General features: G+C 70.3%; 17 protein-coding genes, 1 tRNA gene and 1 pseudogene. 5 read left to right on the forward strand and 14 right to left on the reverse strand.

Going from position 1 to position 18224, the window contains the following annotated elements; translation table 11 throughout:
* Positions 1-29 precede the first annotated feature (29 nt).
* A complete protein-coding gene (locus tag RDV84_RS16225) occupies positions 30-548 on the forward strand; it encodes a hypothetical protein (RefSeq protein ID WP_309150921.1) in 519 nt (172 codons plus the stop codon).
* Positions 549-639: 91 nt separating this feature from the next.
* On the opposite strand, the pseudogene RDV84_RS16230 reads toward RDV84_RS16225, so the two are convergent.
* A pseudogene (locus RDV84_RS16230) lies at positions 640-939 on the reverse strand (hypothetical protein); the annotation flags it as partial.
* A 488-nt stretch (positions 940-1427) separates the two neighbouring features.
* On the opposite strand from RDV84_RS16230, the gene RDV84_RS16235 reads away from it, so the two are divergent.
* Positions 1428-1718 carry a helix-turn-helix domain-containing protein gene (locus RDV84_RS16235; protein ID WP_309150922.1) on the forward strand — a complete coding sequence of 97 codons (291 nt, stop codon included), beginning with the start codon at positions 1428-1430 and terminating at the stop codon, positions 1716-1718.
* Positions 1719-1800: 82 nt separating this feature from the next.
* Here RDV84_RS16235 and RDV84_RS16240 read toward each other — a convergent pair.
* The 6 genes from RDV84_RS16240 to RDV84_RS16260 all read right to left on the reverse strand — a co-directional run bounded on the left by RDV84_RS16240 (position 1801) and on the right by RDV84_RS16260 (position 9358).
* A tRNA-Thr gene (locus RDV84_RS16240) sits at positions 1801-1876 on the reverse strand.
* A 164-nt stretch (positions 1877-2040) separates the two neighbouring features.
* Positions 2041-2703, reverse strand: a complete 663-nt coding sequence (locus RDV84_RS16245; protein WP_309150923.1) for a hypothetical protein — start codon at positions 2701-2703, stop codon at positions 2041-2043.
* A 222-nt stretch (positions 2704-2925) separates the two neighbouring features.
* The gene (locus RDV84_RS16250) at positions 2926-3924 is read right to left on the reverse strand and encodes a glycoside hydrolase family 16 protein (RefSeq protein ID WP_198944664.1); all 999 of its coding nucleotides are present in this window, start codon (positions 3922-3924) and stop codon (positions 2926-2928) included.
* Positions 3925-4013: 89 nt separating this feature from the next.
* The gene (locus tag RDV84_RS26645; RefSeq protein WP_425606247.1) at positions 4014-4247 is read right to left on the reverse strand and encodes a DUF6053 domain-containing protein; all 234 of its coding nucleotides are present in this window, start codon (positions 4245-4247) and stop codon (positions 4014-4016) included.
* Between the two features lie 13 nt (positions 4248-4260).
* Positions 4261-4752 carry a hypothetical protein gene (locus RDV84_RS16255; RefSeq protein WP_309150924.1) on the reverse strand — a complete coding sequence of 164 codons (492 nt, stop codon included), beginning with the start codon at positions 4750-4752 and terminating at the stop codon, positions 4261-4263.
* 142 nt (positions 4753-4894) lie between these two features.
* Positions 4895-9358, reverse strand: a complete 4464-nt coding sequence (locus RDV84_RS16260) for an Ig-like domain-containing protein (protein WP_309150925.1) — start codon at positions 9356-9358, stop codon at positions 4895-4897.
* Between the two features lie 613 nt (positions 9359-9971).
* Here RDV84_RS16260 and RDV84_RS16265 point away from each other — a divergent pair.
* Positions 9972-10259, forward strand: a complete 288-nt coding sequence (locus RDV84_RS16265) for a hypothetical protein (RefSeq protein ID WP_139382056.1) — start codon at positions 9972-9974, stop codon at positions 10257-10259.
* 339 nt (positions 10260-10598) lie between these two features.
* On the forward strand, positions 10599-12011 hold the full coding sequence (radA, locus tag RDV84_RS16270; RefSeq protein WP_309150926.1) for a DNA repair protein RadA: 1413 nt from the start codon (positions 10599-10601) through the stop codon (positions 12009-12011).
* 163 nt (positions 12012-12174) lie between these two features.
* Here radA and RDV84_RS16275 read toward each other — a convergent pair whose 3' ends face one another.
* The 6 genes from RDV84_RS16275 to RDV84_RS16300 all read right to left on the reverse strand — a co-directional run bounded on the left by RDV84_RS16275 (position 12175) and on the right by RDV84_RS16300 (position 14476).
* Positions 12175-12582: a glutaredoxin family protein gene (locus RDV84_RS16275; RefSeq protein ID WP_057948169.1), complete on the reverse strand. Its 408-nt coding sequence runs from the start codon at positions 12580-12582 to the stop codon at positions 12175-12177.
* 97 nt (positions 12583-12679) lie between these two features.
* Positions 12680-12916, reverse strand: a complete 237-nt coding sequence (locus RDV84_RS16280) for a hypothetical protein (RefSeq protein ID WP_078999864.1) — start codon at positions 12914-12916, stop codon at positions 12680-12682.
* A gap of 246 nt (positions 12917-13162) precedes the next feature.
* Positions 13163-13375 (reverse strand): hypothetical protein, encoded by a 213-nt coding sequence (locus tag RDV84_RS16285; RefSeq protein ID WP_078999865.1) that lies wholly within the window; start codon positions 13373-13375, stop codon positions 13163-13165.
* 104 nt (positions 13376-13479) lie between these two features.
* A complete protein-coding gene (locus RDV84_RS16290) occupies positions 13480-13704 on the reverse strand; it encodes a hypothetical protein (protein WP_057948166.1) in 225 nt (74 codons plus the stop codon).
* Positions 13705-14008: 304 nt separating this feature from the next.
* Positions 14009-14209 carry a hypothetical protein gene (locus RDV84_RS16295; protein ID WP_057948165.1) on the reverse strand — a complete coding sequence of 67 codons (201 nt, stop codon included), beginning with the start codon at positions 14207-14209 and terminating at the stop codon, positions 14009-14011.
* Positions 14210-14266: 57 nt separating this feature from the next.
* Positions 14267-14476, reverse strand: coding sequence for a hypothetical protein (locus RDV84_RS16300; RefSeq protein WP_057948164.1), 210 nt, complete (start codon positions 14474-14476; stop codon positions 14267-14269).
* 283 nt (positions 14477-14759) lie between these two features.
* On the opposite strand from RDV84_RS16300, the gene RDV84_RS16305 reads away from it, so the two are divergent.
* Entirely contained in the window at positions 14760-16484 is a 1725-nt protein-coding gene (locus tag RDV84_RS16305) for a hydrogenase maturation protein (RefSeq protein WP_309150927.1), read from the forward strand.
* 138 nt (positions 16485-16622) lie between these two features.
* Here RDV84_RS16305 and RDV84_RS16310 read toward each other — a convergent pair whose 3' ends face one another.
* Positions 16623-18212, reverse strand: a complete 1590-nt coding sequence (locus tag RDV84_RS16310; protein WP_057948163.1) for a DHA2 family efflux MFS transporter permease subunit — start codon at positions 18210-18212, stop codon at positions 16623-16625.
* Between the last annotated feature and the right edge of the window lie 12 nt (positions 18213-18224).

Here is an 18224-nt window from a genome sequence, read left to right on the forward strand (position 1 = left end):
TCAGTGACAACCAACTGGGAAAAATGCACATGAGCCAGAACCGAAACATCGAAACGAACACCAAGGCCGTGGCTGGTATCTATGAGTTCGCTCGCTACCAATTGTTTGCGGTCGCGATCGATCTTGCACCGTCGGAAACCGGCGGCTCCACGGAGCGCCTCGTCTCGGCCTGGAAGCTGATGCCGACGAGTATCCTCAGTGACAGAGACCATGACAACGACGAGGGCTGGGTACTCCTCGAGGCGGTGAAGAAGGACCTCGACGAGGCGACTGCCCTGCGCGGGTTCGGCGCGGACGTACTCGACTGCCACGCGGAGTACGACTGGTACCGTTACTACATCGATTTGGCGGACGTCTACGGCGCAGAGGACTGGCCGAAGGCCGCCCTCACCGACTACCTGCGTGGGTTCGAAGGCATGCATGAACTCCACGCGCGCACGACGGCGGCCCTCGTGTGGGAGAAGGCGAAGCACCTCTACAACGCCCGGAAGGCCGATGACCCCGAGGCTCAAGTCCCCGTTATGACGCCCGAGGAAGCTGCCGCCTGATCCACCATCGGAGCGCGACGCACCACAAGTCGATGAAATGAAAGGGCCACCGTCTCGGTGGCCCTTTCTCTTGCACGGCGGGAGAACGGCGTCAGCCGTCGGAGGGCGCGGGCTCGACCACCCGCACGGTGCGCAGGGCCTCGGCTGACTGCTCCTCGTCCATGTCGGCCGGATGATGTTTCTGACGCGGCGGCACCTCGACTCCCCTCTTGCGCATGTCGTTGGCGTACCAGCGTACCGACTTGGCGGTGGCGGCAGCGCCCTCGATCTGCGCGTTTACCATCTCGGCGATGAGCGCGTGCGGGTGGCCCGCCTGGTCCATCAGGATCGCGCGTGCGAGCGCGCCGATACCCTTGCCTCGGGGCTTCTTCTCGGTGGCCTCGGGCGCCTCTCCCACCGCGTACGGAACTCGATGTCGTTGGCCTTGTGGTAGAAGGCCGTCTGCCTGCTGATACCCGCCGCCGCAGCGGCCTGCTTGGGCGAGCACGTGTCCTCCAGCACCTGGAAGAACAGCTCGCGCCGCTCGGGCGTGAAGGTGTTCGGGATGGAAAGCACGGCTGCGGTCTCCGGGGTGAAAAGTGGCTTACGTTGTGATGGTGTCGTGCTTACGCGCATAGGCATCATGGGGCGCTCCGGCTCGGGCTTCGGCGCCTCGGGCTGCTGGGCCTGCTTCTGCGGCCCCTCGGCCACGGGCGCCGCGGCAACCGTGGGCTCGCTGCGCGGCACAAGCTTCGACCCTACCCACGCCAAGGCCACCAGGACAACCAGAAGAATCCCTATCCGCTTCATGCGCTCCCCCAGAGCAATGCTAGTAAATAGTCCATTTTGGACTAATCCAATACGGACTCTAGCGTGCGGTGACCAGCCTGTCACCGCGCGATGGCCCAATCGACCCACAATCCCGACTACCAGCTACTGCTGACCGTCCTGAAGGCGGCCCGCAAGCGGGCGGGTATGTCGCAAATCGACTTGGCCGAGAGGCTGGGGAACACGCAGACCTTCGTGTCCAAGTGCGAGCGCGGGGAACGGCGTATTGACGTCGTGGAGTTGGTCGAGTTCGCCGAGGCGCTCGGCGTGCCGCCTCTCGGACTGCTGACGGAGTACCTAGAGCGGCGAGGCAGCACCTCATCGGCTAAGGCGCGCAAAGGCAAGAAGGCTCAAGGGCGTTGACGGTTCGTGCTCGAACCGTGTTCGGTCGTATCCCTGAAAAGCACTTAGGCCGCCCGAAGGCGGCCTAAGTGCTTGATGTATCTGGTGCCGGAAATAGGAATCGAACCTACGACCTACGCATTACGAATGCGCCGCTCTACCAACTGAGCTATTCCGGCGAAGGACGGCAATTCTAGGCGCCGGGGGCGGGGCGGTCAATTCGGACGCGGTCGCACCGCGGTGGCTCGGGCGGGTGCGGCGCCCGGCGCCCGGGCGGTCCGGGCGCGCCCGCGAGGGCCGGCGCGCGGGCGCGCGGGCGCGTCCCGGCGGCGGCCGTCCCGCCTCAGGCGATGTAGCTCTTGACCTCGTCGCGGGTGAGTTTGAGGAAGCGCGCGATCGCGTCGAGATGTTCGTTGCTCTGGCTCAGCCGCGACTCTTTCGGCGCCACGATCACCGGTTCGAACTCGTTGAGCTTCTTGCTGTTCTGCACGACGTGATAGCCCCACACCATGCCGTGATCGAACACTTTGCCGGTGGCCGTATCGACCACGTAGTTGGCGAACTTGGTATCGGTGTTGCTGGTCAAGCGGCCGTGATCGAAGCGCTTGCTGCACTCGCGCGGGGTGTCGATCAGCCAGCATTCGGCCGGCGACACGTGACGGGCCGGCTGGCCCGCGTAGAACTGCGAGTGCTCCGCGATGGTCTCGCCCGGTTCGCCGTACATGCAGTTTCGCATCGGCGTCTGGTCGGGCGTGGGGTCGCGCTTGTCGACGTTCCATCGGCCCACTAGATTGTTCTCGTTCGCGGACGTCTGCGGGAAGATCAGCTGCATCAGGCCGATCGGGTGGGTCTGCGGCGCGGCGCGGGCGAAGCGGAGCTTGAAGTCGGCGCCGTATTGAAGCAACGCTTCCGGGTCGATCACATCTTCCGGCACGGCGAGATAGGGGTGCAACTGCAGGTGGAACTTGCCGGTGTCGAAGTTCTGCTCGGGCCAGTAGTTGCTCATGACGGCTTCCTCGTGTCGCGGGTGGGGGCGCTCTCGCGCCGGCGCCGTCGCTGCGGACGGAGCGCCCGCGCGGCGTCGGCCGAGGTCGCCCTTACCAACGCGGCGCGCGGCCGGTCGTGAACCCGCGAGGCGGGCGCGGGCGCCTACCCGCGCCGACAAGAAAAAGGCCCGCATGCGCGGGCCTTGTGGCAGGTGCGGCGCCGCGCGCGGCGGCGGGCGCGGTCAGAGCCCGCAGGGCGAGGGCAGCGGCGGGTTCTGTTCCTTGACGTTGTCGAGGTGGGCGACCTGCTTGCCGCGCAGTTCGGCGACCTGCTTTTCCACGTCGGCGGTCGACAGCGCCGCGCCTTCGCGGAAGAACACCCAGTCGATGTCCTCCTGGTATTCGCGCATCTCGGGCGAGTCCACGGGGCCCAACGAGCCGTCGGCGCCCTTGGGCATGAACCACAGGTTGAAGTTGATCGACATGAAGTCTTCCGGGTACACCGCGCTGCTGTGTTCGGAGAACAGCTTGCCGTCGACGTAGTACTTCAGCTGCTTGTCGGCGACCGTCAGCACCAGGGTGCGCCAGCCGGCGTAGCTGCCTTCGTGGCGGGTGAACTCGTTGACCTTGGTCCACGGTTCGAGCTGGAAGGTGTCCCAGCTGGTGGTCCACATCGCCGGCTTGCTGTTCTCGCCCCAGCCGCCGTTGGGCAGATATTCGAAGTCGGTCTCGCTGTAGTTCTTGTCCATCGGCGCCTTGAGCGGGCTGATGGCGTAGAAGGTCTGGATGACTTCGTCGCCGTCCGGGCCGTAGCTGGGCGCGTCGCGGAAGAAGATGCGCGCGGCGTAGGTGCCTTCGCGGTATTTGCGCGCGTGGCAGAACTGGGTCTGGCGGGTCTTGTCGGCCTTGCCGTTGGTGACCGAGCTCATCCGCACCGCGCCGCCGTGGGTGTCGGCGATGTCGGCGTGGAAGGACAGGCCTTCGGCCGACCAGGTCGCGCCCTTGATGCCGGGATGGCCGGTCTCGGTGCGCGCTTTCCAGCCGTTGCCCTGGAACGCGGCGAGGTCGGGGTAGTTGAAGTCGTCGAAGAACACCGCGACATCGCCCGCGGCCGGCGCGGCGGCCGCGGGCGATGCCGGCTTGGGCGCCTGCGCGGCGGCGGGGTCGGCTTGCTGACTGCAACCGACGATCAAGATCGACGCGGCGAGAATGCCGGCGCCCAAGCAACGATGCTGCCCCATGGGTTGGTCCCTTTGTGGTCGAGTGTCTGGTGGTCGCGCGCTGGCGATGGATCGCAGCGGGCAAACTTCGCGCACCGATGACAACGTTGTCAAACGGGCCCGGCGGCGGCGCCGGACAGAACTACCCAAAAACACAACTCGGCCCTGGACGCCGGCCTCGCGTGCCGGCCGGGAGCGGGCGGGTGGGCTCGCCGGCCGCCACCGGCCGCAGCCGCTGTGGGAGGGCCTTCAGGCCCGACGCCCTTGTTCCAGTTCGCGACGAAGACCCCTGGCATCGAGCCCGAAGCCCCTCGCGGCGAATCGCCGGCCAGATGTGCCGGCATCAACGCGCCGGCGTCACCGCGCCGGCGCGGGAATCGGCTCGTAACCGGGCAGGTGGTAACCGCGCGCGCCGGACTCGCCGCTGAGCTCGCCGCCGTTGCAGCGGTAGCTGTTCTCGTCGTAGGAAAACGTGGTCACGATCGACTCGCGCGCTTCGTCGCGGCGGCGGAACTGCGCGCCGACCTGGACCCGATACGCGGCCTGATTCTCGCCGGACTCGGTCACACCGTCGCTGATCACCAGCGTCTGCCGGGTGACGCCGGGTTCGGTCTCGCGCGGCTGCGGCTCGGCGCGGGCGCGGTCGTCGCGCGCGGTCTTTTCGAGGAAGGCCTTGCACGCGGCGTAATCGGCGAAGCTGCGCGGCGGGATCGGGAAGCCGGGCATGTGGCCGCTGGCGAACGCGCCGGGCGCGACGGCGATGGCGCACAGCGCCAGCGGCAGGACGAACGTCGGTGCGAACCGGCGGCGAGCGCATCCGCAGCCGGTCGGCGTGGCGGTGTCTTCCATGAGCATGGGGTTCCGGTGCGGCGCGTGCGGAAGGACGCGGCGATTCGCGCAGTATCGCAGCATCCCGCGCATGCCACAGCAAACGGCGGCGGGCGCCGCCGTGACCGCCCGCGCGCCGGATCGCGGCGCGCGGGCGGGGCGCTCAGGGCGTGCTCGGTTCCAGCAACACCGTGGTCTGCAGACCGGGCCAGCCGACCGCGGCGGCTTCCAACACGTAGTCGCCGGTCGCCGCCAGCGGCGGCAGCTCCCAACTGCCGTCCGCCGCGGCGGAGATGGCGCTGAAGTCGGGCAGCCGCTCGCCGGGCCGGCGCAGGCCGTAGTAGGCCTTGTAGCCGGCGGGCAGGGTGGCCTGTCCCGACACCTTCAGCCGCAGGCGTTGCCCCGCGGTGCCGTGGAAACTCAGCAAGGCGTTCTGGCCGCTGCGCAGGTTCAGCGGTTGAGCCACGCCCAGCTGCAAGGCGGCCTGGTAGGTGGTGCTGACGATCGCGCGCACCCGGAACTGCGTCGGCGGGACCAGGTAGTCCTGGTACACGCTGATTTCGTAACGACCGGCGTCGGTGGTCTGCAGGCCGTAGGCGCAGCCGGGCGCATCGTCGTCGCCGAAGTTGCAGCGCAGGCCGTTGACGATGAAACCACGCGGCGGCACCGGGCCGTCCGGAGCGATGCCGAAGCGCAGCTTGGCGTTGGCCGGGGCCTGCACGCTCACCCGCATCGGCGCACCGGGCAGCGGCGAGGCGAACACCGCCGCATCGCCGTCGATCGCGAGCTCGCCGAGCGGCTGGTTGCGGCCGAGCCAGACGTTCGCGCCCAGCGCATCGCCCAGCGGCGGATCGATGGTCAGGGTGTAGTCGCCGCTCTGGGTCAGGTCAGAGATGCGCATCGACAGGCCGTCGGAATGAGCGTCGCTGCGGATCGTCGCGCCGTCGGGGCCGCGCAGGGTGTACTCGATGTCGCGCCGGTCCGATTGCGGCGGCGGCGACAGCCGGACGACGTCGGCGACGGCCAGATACAAATCGTCGCCGGGCTCGGCATGGAAGCGCACACGCACGTTGCGGCCCCAGCGGTCCTGCTGCAGCGCCAGCGTCTGGCCCAGCGCCAGCGGCAGTTCCAGGTCCGAGCTCAGCGTCGCGCGGAAGCCGTACGGCCCCTGTTGGCTGGGCGGATCGACCTTGAGCGTGTAGCGGCCGCCGGGCAGTCCGTCCAGATTGAACGCGCAGCTCTTGTCCATCTCGCGGCACAGGTCGGTCCACACCACGCGGCCGTCGGCGGCCGACAGGGTCAGGTCGAGGGGGAACGGCTGCATGCCGCTCAACTGATCCATGCCCAGGCCGAGGCGGGCGCCGGGTTCGACCTGGAACGACAGCCGCACGCTCTGATCGCTCAACTGGGTGGCGATCTGCCGGGGCGCGCCGTCGACGACGAGTTCGTCGGCGAAGTCGTCGATCATCGCCACGCGCGCGGACATCGTCGCGCCGTATTCGGGATCGATGCGCACGCGGTAGCGGCCGGCGGCGACGTTCTCGCGGCTCATGCCGCCGCTGCCGTTGGCGCCGACCGAGTTGTTGGCGATCTCGTAGCCGGACGGCGCCTGCAGGCCGTAGCGCACGAAGCGGCCGGCCGGCGCGGTGAGCTGGCCGGCGATGGCGACGTTGAGGTTCTCGCCGGCGCCGGCGTCGTACTCCAGGCTGGCGTTCTGGCCGATACGGGTCAGTTGCAGATCGACCGGCTGCGCGCGCGACAGCGGCAGCACCAGGTCCTCGCTGACCGCCGCGCGCAGGCTCAGCAGGCCCTGGCCGTCGTGCGGGACGATCTCGACCGTGTACACATCGGCGGCGAGATCGCGCAGGTCGAGGTCGCAGCCGCCGCGCGCGGCGTCGGCGTGGCATTGCTCGCTGGCCATCAGCGCGTTGCGCGAATTGCGCAGGGTGACGTCGGCGTAGGACGCGCTGCCGACGAGTTGCAGGTCGGCGATGCCGATGCCCAGATCGCTGCGGCGCGGATTGGCGAAGCTGAAGCTCGCGCGCGCGCCGGAGGCCTGGGTCGACAGCGACACCGGCGCGGCGCCGATCGCGGTGGAGCCGGCCGGCTGGGTCAGCGTGGCGTTCACGGTGGCCAGTTCGCCTTGCTGCGGGTCCACCACCCAGGCGTAGCGTCCGGCCTTGGGCGCGGCGGCCACCAGCGACTGCGGGCCGACCGCCGGCGGCTTGACGAAATAGGCCGCGCCGTCGGGACCGATCAGGCTGTAGCCGACCGGGCGTTGCGCCGGCACCGTGTCGGGCGAGACGTTCAACTGCAACACCTCGCCGGCGGCGAGGTCGAAGGCGAAGCGGCCGGTGCGGCCGTAGCGGTCCAGGCTCAGGCTCGCGCTGCCGCCCAGGGCGATGTCGACCGTGCGTTCGCTGCTGAGCGCGGCGCTGAAGCGCGCGGTGCCGTTGGCCGGCGGCGTGAGCGTGGCGGTGTAGACGCCCGGCGGCAGGTAGCCGGCGACGACGGAGAGCGCCTGGTCGCAGCCGCCGTTGGCCGGCAGGCACGACTTGGGCGTGAGCGCCGAATTGCCGTCGGGCTTGTACAGCCGCAGCGTGGCCGGCTGGTCGCTGCCGGCGATGCTGAGGTTGCCGATGCCCAGGCCGAGCGGCTGATCGGTTTCCAGCACGAACTGCATGCGCACCGGCGCGCCGGGTTCGGACACGAAGTCGCGGACCGGGCCGTCGGTGACCAGCACGTTGGCGGCGCCGTAGCCGACGGAGAGCGTGGCGGCGTAGGTGGCGCCATGGGCCGGATCGATGCGCAGGCGGTAGGTGCCGCGTTCCGGCGTGGCCAGGTCGATCACTTGGTGCGCGCCGGCGAAGGCGACGCTCTGCAGCAGCGTGCCGTCGTCCGCGTACAGCGTGTAGCGCACCTCGCGCGCGGCCGGCTGGGTGCTCTGCGCGCTGATCTGCAGATGGCTGGCGTCGGGGACGGCGAGGTCCACCGAGGCGTCGCGGCCGCGGCGGTTGAGGGCGATGGGACGGCCGTAGCCCGGGAACAGGCCGGCGGACAGGTCGCGGCTGAGGGTCGCGGCGAAGCGCAGCGTCGCGCCGGCGGGCGGTTGCACCCGCGCGGTGTAGCGTCCGGGCGCGAGCGCGGGCAGGTTGGCGCCGCAGCCGTCGTCGGCGGCCGCGCAGGCCAGCGTCGCGACCGTGCCGGCGGCGCCTTGCACGGTCAGCGTCGCGGCCGCGGTGGCGCCGGGCGTGGCGAAGGCGGACAGGCCCAGGCCGTAGTCGCCGGCCTGGGCGATGTCGAAGCCGAAGTCGACCGCTTCGTCGGCGGTGTCGGTCTGCACCGACACGGATGCGCCGTCGACGACGACGTCCGCCGCGGTTATTGCCGTGCGCGCGCTGTCGCGTTGGGGTTTGGCGGGCGTGGCGCTGCGCGCGGCGTTGGACGCGGCCGGTCGCGCTGCGGGCGCGGCCGCTGCGGGTATGGCCGCCGTTGCGCGGACTGGTTTGGCCTGCGGGGTTTGTTTGTCGCGCTGGGGCTGGTTTTTGCCTGCGGCTGCGTCGCCGCTCGCGGCGTCGGCGCGCGCCGCGCCGGTGGCGAAATCGACCACGGTCGGCGCCAGCGGCTGGCCGTTGCGCGCGTGCGCGCCGTCGATCAGCAGCGAGTAGTCGGTATTCGCCTGCAGGCGCTGGCGCGGGGTCACGAACAACAGCCGGCCGGCTTCGGCCGGGGTCACCTGCACCGCGGCGTAGCCGCCGGGGCCGAGCAGGGTGACGCTGGCGGCGTTGAGTTCGCCGGCGCGCAGCGGTTCGCTGAAGCGCAGCGACAGGCGCGCGTCGGTGGCGACGTCGGTCTGTCCGTCGCGCGGCGAGGACCCGCTCAGGCGCGGCGCGGCCGCGGCCGCCGGCGCGTTCGCCGCGGCGCGGGCGGCGCCGCGCGCGGGATCGTAGAACTGGTCCTGCGCCTGCGCGCGGCCTTGCGCATCGAGGCCGTCGAACAGGCGCACGCGGCCGTCGGCCTCGACGCGGGCGCGATGGCCCAGCCGAGCCGGCGCCGCCGCCGCGACCGCGGCGCGCGCAGCGCGCTCGTCCCAGGTTTCGGCGCGCGCGCCGGCATCGGCCGCGGCGGTCCAGCCGCCGGTGACCAGCAGGCGGCCGTCGCTGAGCACGCTGGCGGCATGTCCGGCGCGCGGCGACAGCGGCACGTCGGTGGCCGGCGCCAGGGTCGAAGCGGCCGGATCGAACCACAGCCCGCCGGCTTGCAGGCGCTGCTGCGCGTCCACGCCGCCCCACAGCAGCGCGCGGCCGCTCGGCAGCAGGCTCAGGCTGGCGTAGCGGCGCGGCGAGGACAGCGGCCAGCGCCGCAGGGTGCGGCCGTCGGCGCGGTCTTCGACCCGCTTGAGCGCGCTGCCGTCGCGTTCGAGCACCAGCCAGCTGCCGTCGGGCAGCTGGGTGCGCGCTTCGCGCGGATGCAGCGCGAGGCTGCGCGCCAGTTCGGGCGGCAGCGCTTGCAGCGCCGCGTCGGCGGTGCCGATGTGCAGCGCGGTCGCGCCGGCGGCCAGGCCCAGCGCCGCGACGGCGCCGCACCAGGTCCAGCGACCGGATGGGGATTGCGATGAAGAGGGCATGTCGTTTCCTTCCTTAGAAAATGACGTGTGGGAGCGAGTGTCGAAGCGGGATGTCCACGGCGTGCCGGGTGAGAGCGAGTCGCTTGTGGACCGCGTGCTTGTGGACGGCGTGCTTTTGGATCGTGTGCTTGTGGACGGCGTGCTTGTGAACAGCAGGGGCAACCGGACCGCCGGCGCGCGGCGCGCACCGGCGGCGTTCTTGTCGCACGGACGGGGTGGGACCGGGAACTGGCGCGGACGGCGTCGCGCCTGCGCTCGCCTGCGGGCCGCAGGAACGCCCCTGCGCGGCCCGTAGGCGGCAAAACCATGCCATTGGCGTGACGCCGTTGCGCAGTATTGAAGCTCAGTCGCGTCTCACCCGGCAATGCCGCGCCGCCGGTCGGCGACGGGCGCCGGTCGCGGCCCCTGCGACGCGCGCGCGCCATCCTGAATGCGCCAGGGCGGCCATCGCCGGCCCGGTCCGGCGCCTGTCATCGGCTTGCATAGAAAGTGAACTCAAACTGCTCGCCGCCGCGGTCTTTACCAATCGACCATTTCTTCTTCACTCTTTTTTATCGCCCCGATGGACACCATGCGCCGGCCCGCGACACAGGCAGACAAGGCAGTGACGAAAATGCGCGTAGACGTATTCGTGGTAGGCGACAACGAGGGGTATGTGGTCGCGCCGTCCGACAGCTGGTTGCCGCTGGACGAAATGCGCGCGCTCGGCGCCTTGCGCTTCGGCTGGACCATCGACACCGGGCTGGCGATGCCCAAGCTCGACTGGCGCGCGATCGGCAACGACATCGACGCGCGCGGCTACAGCATCGTCGCCTCGACCGACGTCAGCGGCCTGCTGGCGATCCCGCAGCAGAATCTGCCGGCGATCTATCCCGAGCAGCATCGGCCGATGGCGGCTTGAGCGCGATTCGGGCGCGGAAGCGTCCGGGCGCGCGGATCAGTGCATCTCAGTGCATCGCTTGAAGACGGTGGCGCCGTAAGCGCGCTGTCGCGGTCGCGGCTTGCGCCGCTCCTACAGCGGCTGCGGATCGATCCGGGCGACCTGTAGGCGCGGCGCAAGCCGCGACCGCGAACGATCCGTCCGCCGCGCAATCCGCTCGCCACGCATGCCCGCCCGCCGCGCATCCCCGCGCACCCGCGCACCCGTGCGTAGGAATCCGCCGCGCCGCCGCGTCCCGTCTCGCACGTTGCGACCGCCAACGGCTAAAGTGCCGCTTTACCCGCGCAGTCGCCGTCCGCCATGTCCAAAGCCCCCGCCAAGTCCGCCGCGTCCAAGGCGCGCACCGCCTATGTCTGTTCCGAATGCGGCGCCGACTACAACAAATGGCAGGGCCAGTGCGGCGAGTGCGGGGCCTGGAACACGCTCAGCGAGTTCGTGGTCGAGCCGGCGGTCAAGGGCGGCGCGCCCAACCTCGCCGCCAGCCGCCGCGCCAGTTGGGCCGGGCGCGCCGACGCGCCGGTGGTGACCGCGCTCAAGGACGTCACCCATCAGGAAGAATCGCGCGTGACCACCGGCATCGGCGAGTTCGACCGGGTGCTCGGCGGCGGCCTGGTCCACGGCGCGGTGGTGCTGGTCGGCGGCGATCCGGGCATCGGCAAGTCCACCTTGTTGCTGCAGGCGATCACCCGCATGGTCCAGGCCCTGCCGGGGCTGTACGTGACCGGCGAGGAGTCGCTGTCGCAGGTCGCCGGCCGCGGCGCGCGCCTGGGTCTGCCGCTCGACGGCGTGCACGCGCTGGCCGAAACTTGCGTTGAGCGCATCCTCGAGCACGCCTCGAAGATGAAGCCGGCGCTGATCGTCGCCGACTCGGTCCAGACCCTGTGGACCGAACAGCTCGGCGCCGCGCCCGGCTCGGTCAGCCAGGTGCGCGAGAGCGCGGCGCGGCTGGTGCGCTACGCCAAGGAAACCGGCACCTCGGTGTTCCTGGTCGGCCACGTCACCAAGGAAGGCGGCATCGCCGGCCCGCGCGTGCTCGAGCACATGGTCGATGCGGTGCTGTATTTCGAAGGCGAGAGCGGCAGCCGCTTCCGGGTGCTGCGCGCGTTCAAGAACCGCTTCGGCGCGGTCAACGAACTGGGCGTGTTCGCGATGAGCGACAAGGGCCTGCGCGAGGTGCCGAACCCGTCAGCGATCTTCCTCTCCGGCAGCCGCGCGCCGCAGCCCGGCAGTTGCGTGATGGTGACCCGCGAAGGCACCCGTCCGCTGCTGGTGGAAGTGCAGGCGCTGGTGGACTCCTCGCCGCTGTCGAATCCGCGCCGGGTCGCGGTCGGCATGGAGCAGAACCGCCTGGCGATGCTGCTGGCGGTGCTGCACCGCCACGGCGGCGTAGCGGTCGGCGACCAGGACGTGTTCGTCAACGTGGTCGGCGGCATCCGCGTGCAGGAGACCGCGGCCGACCTGCCGGTGCTGCTGGCGGTGCTGTCCTCGCTGCGCGACCAGCCGCTGGCCGAGCAGACCATCGCCTTCGGCGAGGTCGGCCTGTCCGGCGAGATCCGCCCCGTGCCGAACGGCGAGGACCGCTTGAAGGAAGCCGCCACCCACGGCTTCAAGCGCGCGATCGTGCCCAAGGGCAACGCGCCGCGCGGCGGCCGGGTCGGGGAGATGGAGGTGATCGCGGTGGAGCGGCTGGCCGAGGCCATCGACGCGATCTGAGCGCCGCGCCGCCGGCGGGTGTATCCGCCTGTTTGACTGCCCGCCTGTTTGATTGCCCGCCTGTAGGAGCTACGCGAGTCGCGACCGCGCCACCGACGACGTAAGCGCTGTGGCGCGGTCGCGACTCGCGTCGCTCCCGCAAGCGGCTTGCGGCCGCTTTTGCTCAGACCTTCTTGCCGTGCTTGTCGAGCAGTTCGACCAGCTTGGCTTCGTCGTAACCGCGCATGCTCTGGTCGCCGATGTAGATGACCGGCACGCTGTTGATCTTGAGGCCGTCGGCCTCCTTGCGTGCGGCTTCGTCCTTGTCGATCACGCGCTCCACATAGCGCACGTTGTGCTTGTCCAGCAGTTCCTTGGCCTTGTGGCAGAACGGGCAGGTCGACAGCGAGTACAGCACGATGTCGCCGCCGGCCTTGGCGTAAACGGCCGAATAGTCGCCCTGGACGATCTCCACGCCCTTGCCGCCGCCGCCGAGCAGTCCGGTGTTGCGGACCAGGTAACCGGCGCCAACGCCCAGGCCCAAGGCCAGGGCAACGACCAGGATGGTGGTCAGGATCGACTTGAAATTCATTCCTTGTCCTCAGTGGATCGTGGTGGTGGTGTGCGGCGGACGCCGCGGTGGTGAACGGGAGCGGGAGGCGGAAACCCGGGCGCGTCGGAATGCGGCCTCAGGCGCGGCAACCGCAGGCGTTGACGCAGCGCAGGCGCTCGCGACCGCATTCGCCCGGGGTGCCGCCTTCTTCGCGGCACAACTGCGCGCGCGCGTTGCAATCGTCCCAGCACAACGCGCATTGCTCCGGGGGCAGCCCGGCGAACGCGCTCAGCGAGAAGGCCAGGCCGAAGCAGAACGCCAGGCCGGCGAGGCGACGGGCCGCGGGTGCGCGGCGCAATTCGGCGATCGACATCGCGGTTTCTCCTTGTGCCCGTCTGTGGGCGCTGTGGCGTTATATCACCGCGCCGCGCGCGTTCCATGTCCCGACGGCGCGGCGGATGTGATGCGGGTTGCCGAAACGCGCGAGCCCTGTCGGTTCCGACAGGCGCCGCCGCCGCCCACGGCGGGGGCGGCGGCGCCGGTGGCGCGCGTTACGCTGCGCTGCGGCAAAGCTTTGCGCGGCGCGCGCCCGAGGGCGCAGGCCGTCTGGCGCGCGCGATCAGGGGGAGCAGGCGCTGCGGCAGCCGCGGATCGCGCACATCTTCGCTTCGTGCACGCAGGCGGCGGTGGTGCAGTTGGCGCGCATCTGATCGCAGCGAGCCAGGCATTGCTCGCAGGTTTCCGGCGCGGCGGTAACGGAGAAGGTCAGGCCGAAGCCGAAAGCGGCGATGGCGGCGAGCAGGGCCAGACGATTGCGGGTGCGTTGCAACATGATCCCTCCTGGATCGGTCGATGGTTGCGGGGGTACGCGCAGGCACGGCCGCGCCGCCGCCGCGGGGGAGCCGCGACGGCGGTCGGATCGCGCTGCGAATGGGATCAGGGAATCGGGCAGCCGCAGCCGTTGCCGCAGTCCTGGAAGATTTCCTGGCATTGCGCGGCCGGGTTGCCGGCCTGGCGGCATTCGCGGCGTTCCGCGAAGCAGCGGTCCCAGCATTCCGAGCAGCCGGAGGCGGAAGCGCTGAGCGAGAGCGCCAGGCCGAAGCAGAACGCGAAGCCGGCGAGATAGGCCGCGGTTGCGCGGCGGCGAGCGGTGGCGAACATCGTGTTCCTCCTTGTGCCCCTCAATGGGCGCGCTGGAGTTATAGCACCGCCGTGCAGGCGTTCCCTATCGGCTCGGCAGCGTGGATGTGATGTCCGTTGCGGAATTCCTGTGCCTGGGGCGCTGTCGGGCGCGCGCAGCGGGCTGCGCGCCGGTCGCAGGCACGCGCTTCGCTGCGTTGCGGCATGCGTTTCGCGCGAAAGCGATGCGTGGCCGCCGTCGTCTGCGCGGATGCCGAAGGCCGATGCCGCAACCGGCCCGGGCGGACGCTCGCATCCGCCCGGGCCGTCCACGCCGAGGTTGCGCTCAGACCTGGCAGCCGCAGGCCTTGGTGCAGGCGCGCAGGTTCTGCTTGCAGAACGGATAACCGTCGCTGTTGCACTGCTCGTACTGCTCGTAGCACGCATCGGTGCAGGCCTGGCAATCCTGCTGAGCGAAGGCGCCGAACGAGAACGCCAAGCCGAAGCAGAACGCGGCGGCGGCGAAGATGCGGTTGCGTTTGAACATGGCGGAGTCCTTAGAGGTGATGGACCTTGGAGGTGGTGGCCGTGCGGCTGGCGCGGATCAGGGAATCTGGCAGCCGCAGCCGCGGCCGCAGGCCTGGTACGCCGCGGTGCACACCGCGACCGGATTGCCGGCGGCGCGGCATTGCAGGCGCTTGGCGAAGCAGTTGTCCCAGCATTCCTGGCAGCCGGCGGCGAGCGCGCTGAGCGAGAACGCCAGGCCGAAGCAGAACGCGGTGACGGCGAGGGTGCGGCGGGTGTGTCGGAACATCGATCTCTCCTTGTGCGATGGGACGGACGCTCGTCGTGAGCGATGCGCGGTCGGCGCGCGCGCCGGCCGGTCGCGCGATGCGCGCGACGGCAGGGGCCAACGCGATACGGCGAGGCCGTCGGCCACCGCGCAACGCTTTCGCGACGACTTTCTCGTCGAACGGCGATGCGCGTCGAAGAAACGCAAGGCCGCTGCGATGCAGCAGGAATTTGTGATCTTTGCTCATGTTTATGAACACGCATTGGCACACATTCGAGCCTTCGTCGTGACAGGGGGATGGACCATGTCGCTGCGCATCGTGTTTCTATGCACTGCGTTCAATGGGCTGGCGCAACGCGCCTGGGCCGAACTGACCGAACTGGGGCACGAGGTCGCGGTGCAGGTGGCGTCCGACCCGGACACCATGCGCGCGGCGGTCGCGCGCGAGCGGCCGCAACTGATCGTCGCGCCGATGCTGAAGTCGGCGATTCCCGACGATATCTGGAGCCGCCACACCTGCCTGATCGTGCATCCCGGCATCGTCGGCGACCGCGGTCCGTCCTCGCTGGACTGGGCGATCCTGGAAGGCGAGCACGACTGGGGCGTCACCGTGCTGCAGGCCGCGGCCGAGATGGACGCCGGCGACATCTGGGCCAGCGCCGGCTTCGCCGTGCGCGGCGCGTCCAAGAGCCAGCTCTACCGCCACGAAGTCACCGACGCGGCGATCCGCGCGCTGCTGCAGGCGGTGGAGCGCTTCGAAGCCGGCGGCTACGCGCCGCAGCCGCTGGACTACGCCGACCCGGCGGTGCGCGGGCGCCTGCGCCCGAGCATGCGCCCGGGCGACCGCGCGCTGGACTGGGACATGGACAACGCCGCGCTGCTGGCGCGGATCCGCTGCGGCGACAGCGCGCCGGGCGCGCGCGGCGAGATCGCCGGGCTGCGCTGCCAGGTGTTCGGCGCCCACGTCGAACCCTCGTTGCGCGGCCGCCCCGGCGAACTGCTCGGCCGCCGCGAGGGCGCGGTGTGCGTGGCCAGCGCCGACGGCGCGCTGTGGCTGAGCCATCTGCGCGGGAAGGACGGGATCAAGCTGCCGGCGACCCAGGTGCTGGGCGAGGCGCGCCTGCGCGGCGTGCCCGCGCGCGCGCTCAAGCCGGTCACTTCGGTGGCGGGGCGGCGCGATCACGGCTACCGCCAGATCCGCTACCGCGAAGCCGGCGCGGTCGGCTACCTGCATTTCGACTTCTACAACGGCGCGATGTCGACGCAGCAGTGCGACCGCCTGCGCACCGCGTTCCTGCACGCGCGCCAGCGCCCGACCCGGGCGATCGTGCTGATGGGCGGCGACGATATCTGGTCCAACGGCATCCACCTCAACGCCATCGAGGCGGCCGACGACCCGGCGCTGGAATCGTGGCGCAACATCCTGGCGATGAACGCGCTGGTGCGCGAGATCGTGCTCACCGACTCGCACCTGGTGGTGTCGGCGATGCAGGGCAACGCCGGCGCCGGCGGGGTGATCCTGGCGCTGGCCGCCGACCACGTCTGGGCGCGGCGCGGCGCGGTCATGAACCCGCACTACAAGGGCATGGGCGGCCTGTACGGTTCGGAGTACTGGACCTACCTGCTGCCGCGCCGGGTCGGCGAGACCGTCGCCCAGGAACTGACCGAAGGCCTGCGCCCGATCGGCGCGCCCGCGGCCGAGCGCATCGGCCTGATCGACGCCGCCTTCGGCGCCGGCGGCGCCGACTTCCTCGCCCACGTCGAACAGCGCGCCGAACGCCTGGCCGAACCCGGCGCCTGCCGCAAGGCGCTGACGCTCAAGCGCCGGCGCCGCAACGAAGACGAGCGGCGCAAGCCGCTGGAAAGCTACGGCGCGGAAGAACTGGCGCACATGTACCGCAACTTCTTCGGCAGCGACCGCAGCTACCACGACGCCCGCCGCCGCTTCGTGCGCAAGCACGCCGCCGCCCCGTGCGAAGCCGGCGAGAGCTTCGCCGCCGAGCGCGCCGAAGCCAGGGTCGGCGCCTGACCCCGGAGCCGCTGTAGGAGCGGCGTCCCACGGGATTTCCTTCGGTCACGAGCCGCGACCGCGAAGCCGTTACTGCGACGCAACAAAAAACAGGCCGGGTCGCCCCGGCCTGTTTGCGTATCCGACGATGTCCCGGCCTCAATGCCCGCCGGCCGCCGCGGCGCCGCCGCCGACCTTGGCCGAGAACGGCGGCTTGGCCATCCACACGAACGCGGTCACCACCACGAACAGGATGCCGATCAGGTACAGCATCTCGTTGAAGCCGATCTGCGCGGCCTGCTGCGAGATCATCTGGTTCAGCGCCAACGCCCCGCGGGTCGGGTCGCCGCGGCCGAGCTGGTCGACGGTCTGCTGGATCTGCGGATCGTAGGCGCCGATGTGCTCGGTCAGCTGGGCGTGGTGGATGGTGCTGCGCTGGTTCCAGGCCCAGGTGGTCAGCGAGGCGGCGAAGCTGCCGCCCAGGGTTCTGACAAAGGTCGCCAGGCCCGAGCCCGCGGCGATCTCGTGCGGCTCCAGGTCCGACAGCAGGATCGTCAGCACCGGCATGAAGAACAGCGCCACGCCCAGGCCCTGCCACAGCTGCACCAGGGCGACGTGCTGGAAGTCGACGTCGAGGTTGAAGCCCGAACGCACGAAGCTGGTCGCGGCCATGACGATGAACGCGCCGGTGGCGACCCAGCGCAGGTCGAAGCGCGCCGCGTACAGGCCCACGAACGGGGTCAGCAGCACCGGCAGGATGCCGATCGGCGCGGTCGCCAGGCCCGCCCAGATCGAGGTGTAGCCCAGGTTGCGTTGCAGCCACAGCGGCACCAGCAGACCGATGGCGAAGAACGCCGAGTAGGCCAGCACCATCGCGGCCGTGCCGCTGGCGAAGTTGCGGTGGCGGAACAGGCGCAGGTTGACGATGGGGTCGCGTTCGGTCAGTTCCCAGATCACGAACACCGCTAGCGCGATCACCGCGACGATGGTCAGCGCGACGATGGTGGTCGAGTTGAACCAGTCCTCGTCGTTGCCCAGGTCGAGCATGATCTGCAGCGCGGCCACGCCGATCACCAGCATCGCCAGGCCCATGTAGTCCATCTTCGGGTTGTCCAGCCGCTCCGGGCGGCCGCGCAACTGGTTGCCGACCACGATGCTGGCGAAGATGCCGATCGGCACGTTGATGAAGAAGATCCACTCCCAACTGTAGTTGTCGGTGATCCAGCCGCCGAGGATCGGGCCGGCGATCGGCGCGACCACGGTCACCATCGCCAGCAGCGCGATCGCCTGCCCGCGTTTGTGCGGTGGATAGATCGAGATCAGCAGCGCCTGGGTCACCGGATACATCGGCCCGGCGACGAAGCCCTGCAGCGCGCGCGCGGCGACCAGCAGGCCCATGCTGTTGGCCAGGCCGCACAGGAACGAGGCGATCACGAACAGCAGCGTCGCCCACATGAACAGCTTGCGCTCGCCGAACTTGCGGGTGAAGAAGCCGGTCAGCGGCAGCGCGATGGCGTTGCTGACGGCGAAGGAGGTGATGACCCAGGTGGCCTGGTTGGCGCTGCCGCCGAGGTTGCCGGAGATGGTCGGCAGCGAGACGTTGGCGATGGTGGTGTCGAGGACCTGCATGAACGACGCCAGGGCCAGGCCCAGCGTGGTCAGCGCCATGTTCGGCGGCTTGAAGGCGGCTTGCGGCTGAGCGGGCGCGGCGGGGCCGGCGGGTCCAGCGTTGGCGGTGGTGGCGGACATGGAGCGTGCCTG

This window comes from Lysobacter yananisis (genome assembly GCF_031199375.1).
GTDB lineage: Bacteria > Pseudomonadota > Gammaproteobacteria > Xanthomonadales > Xanthomonadaceae > Lysobacter > Lysobacter yananisis.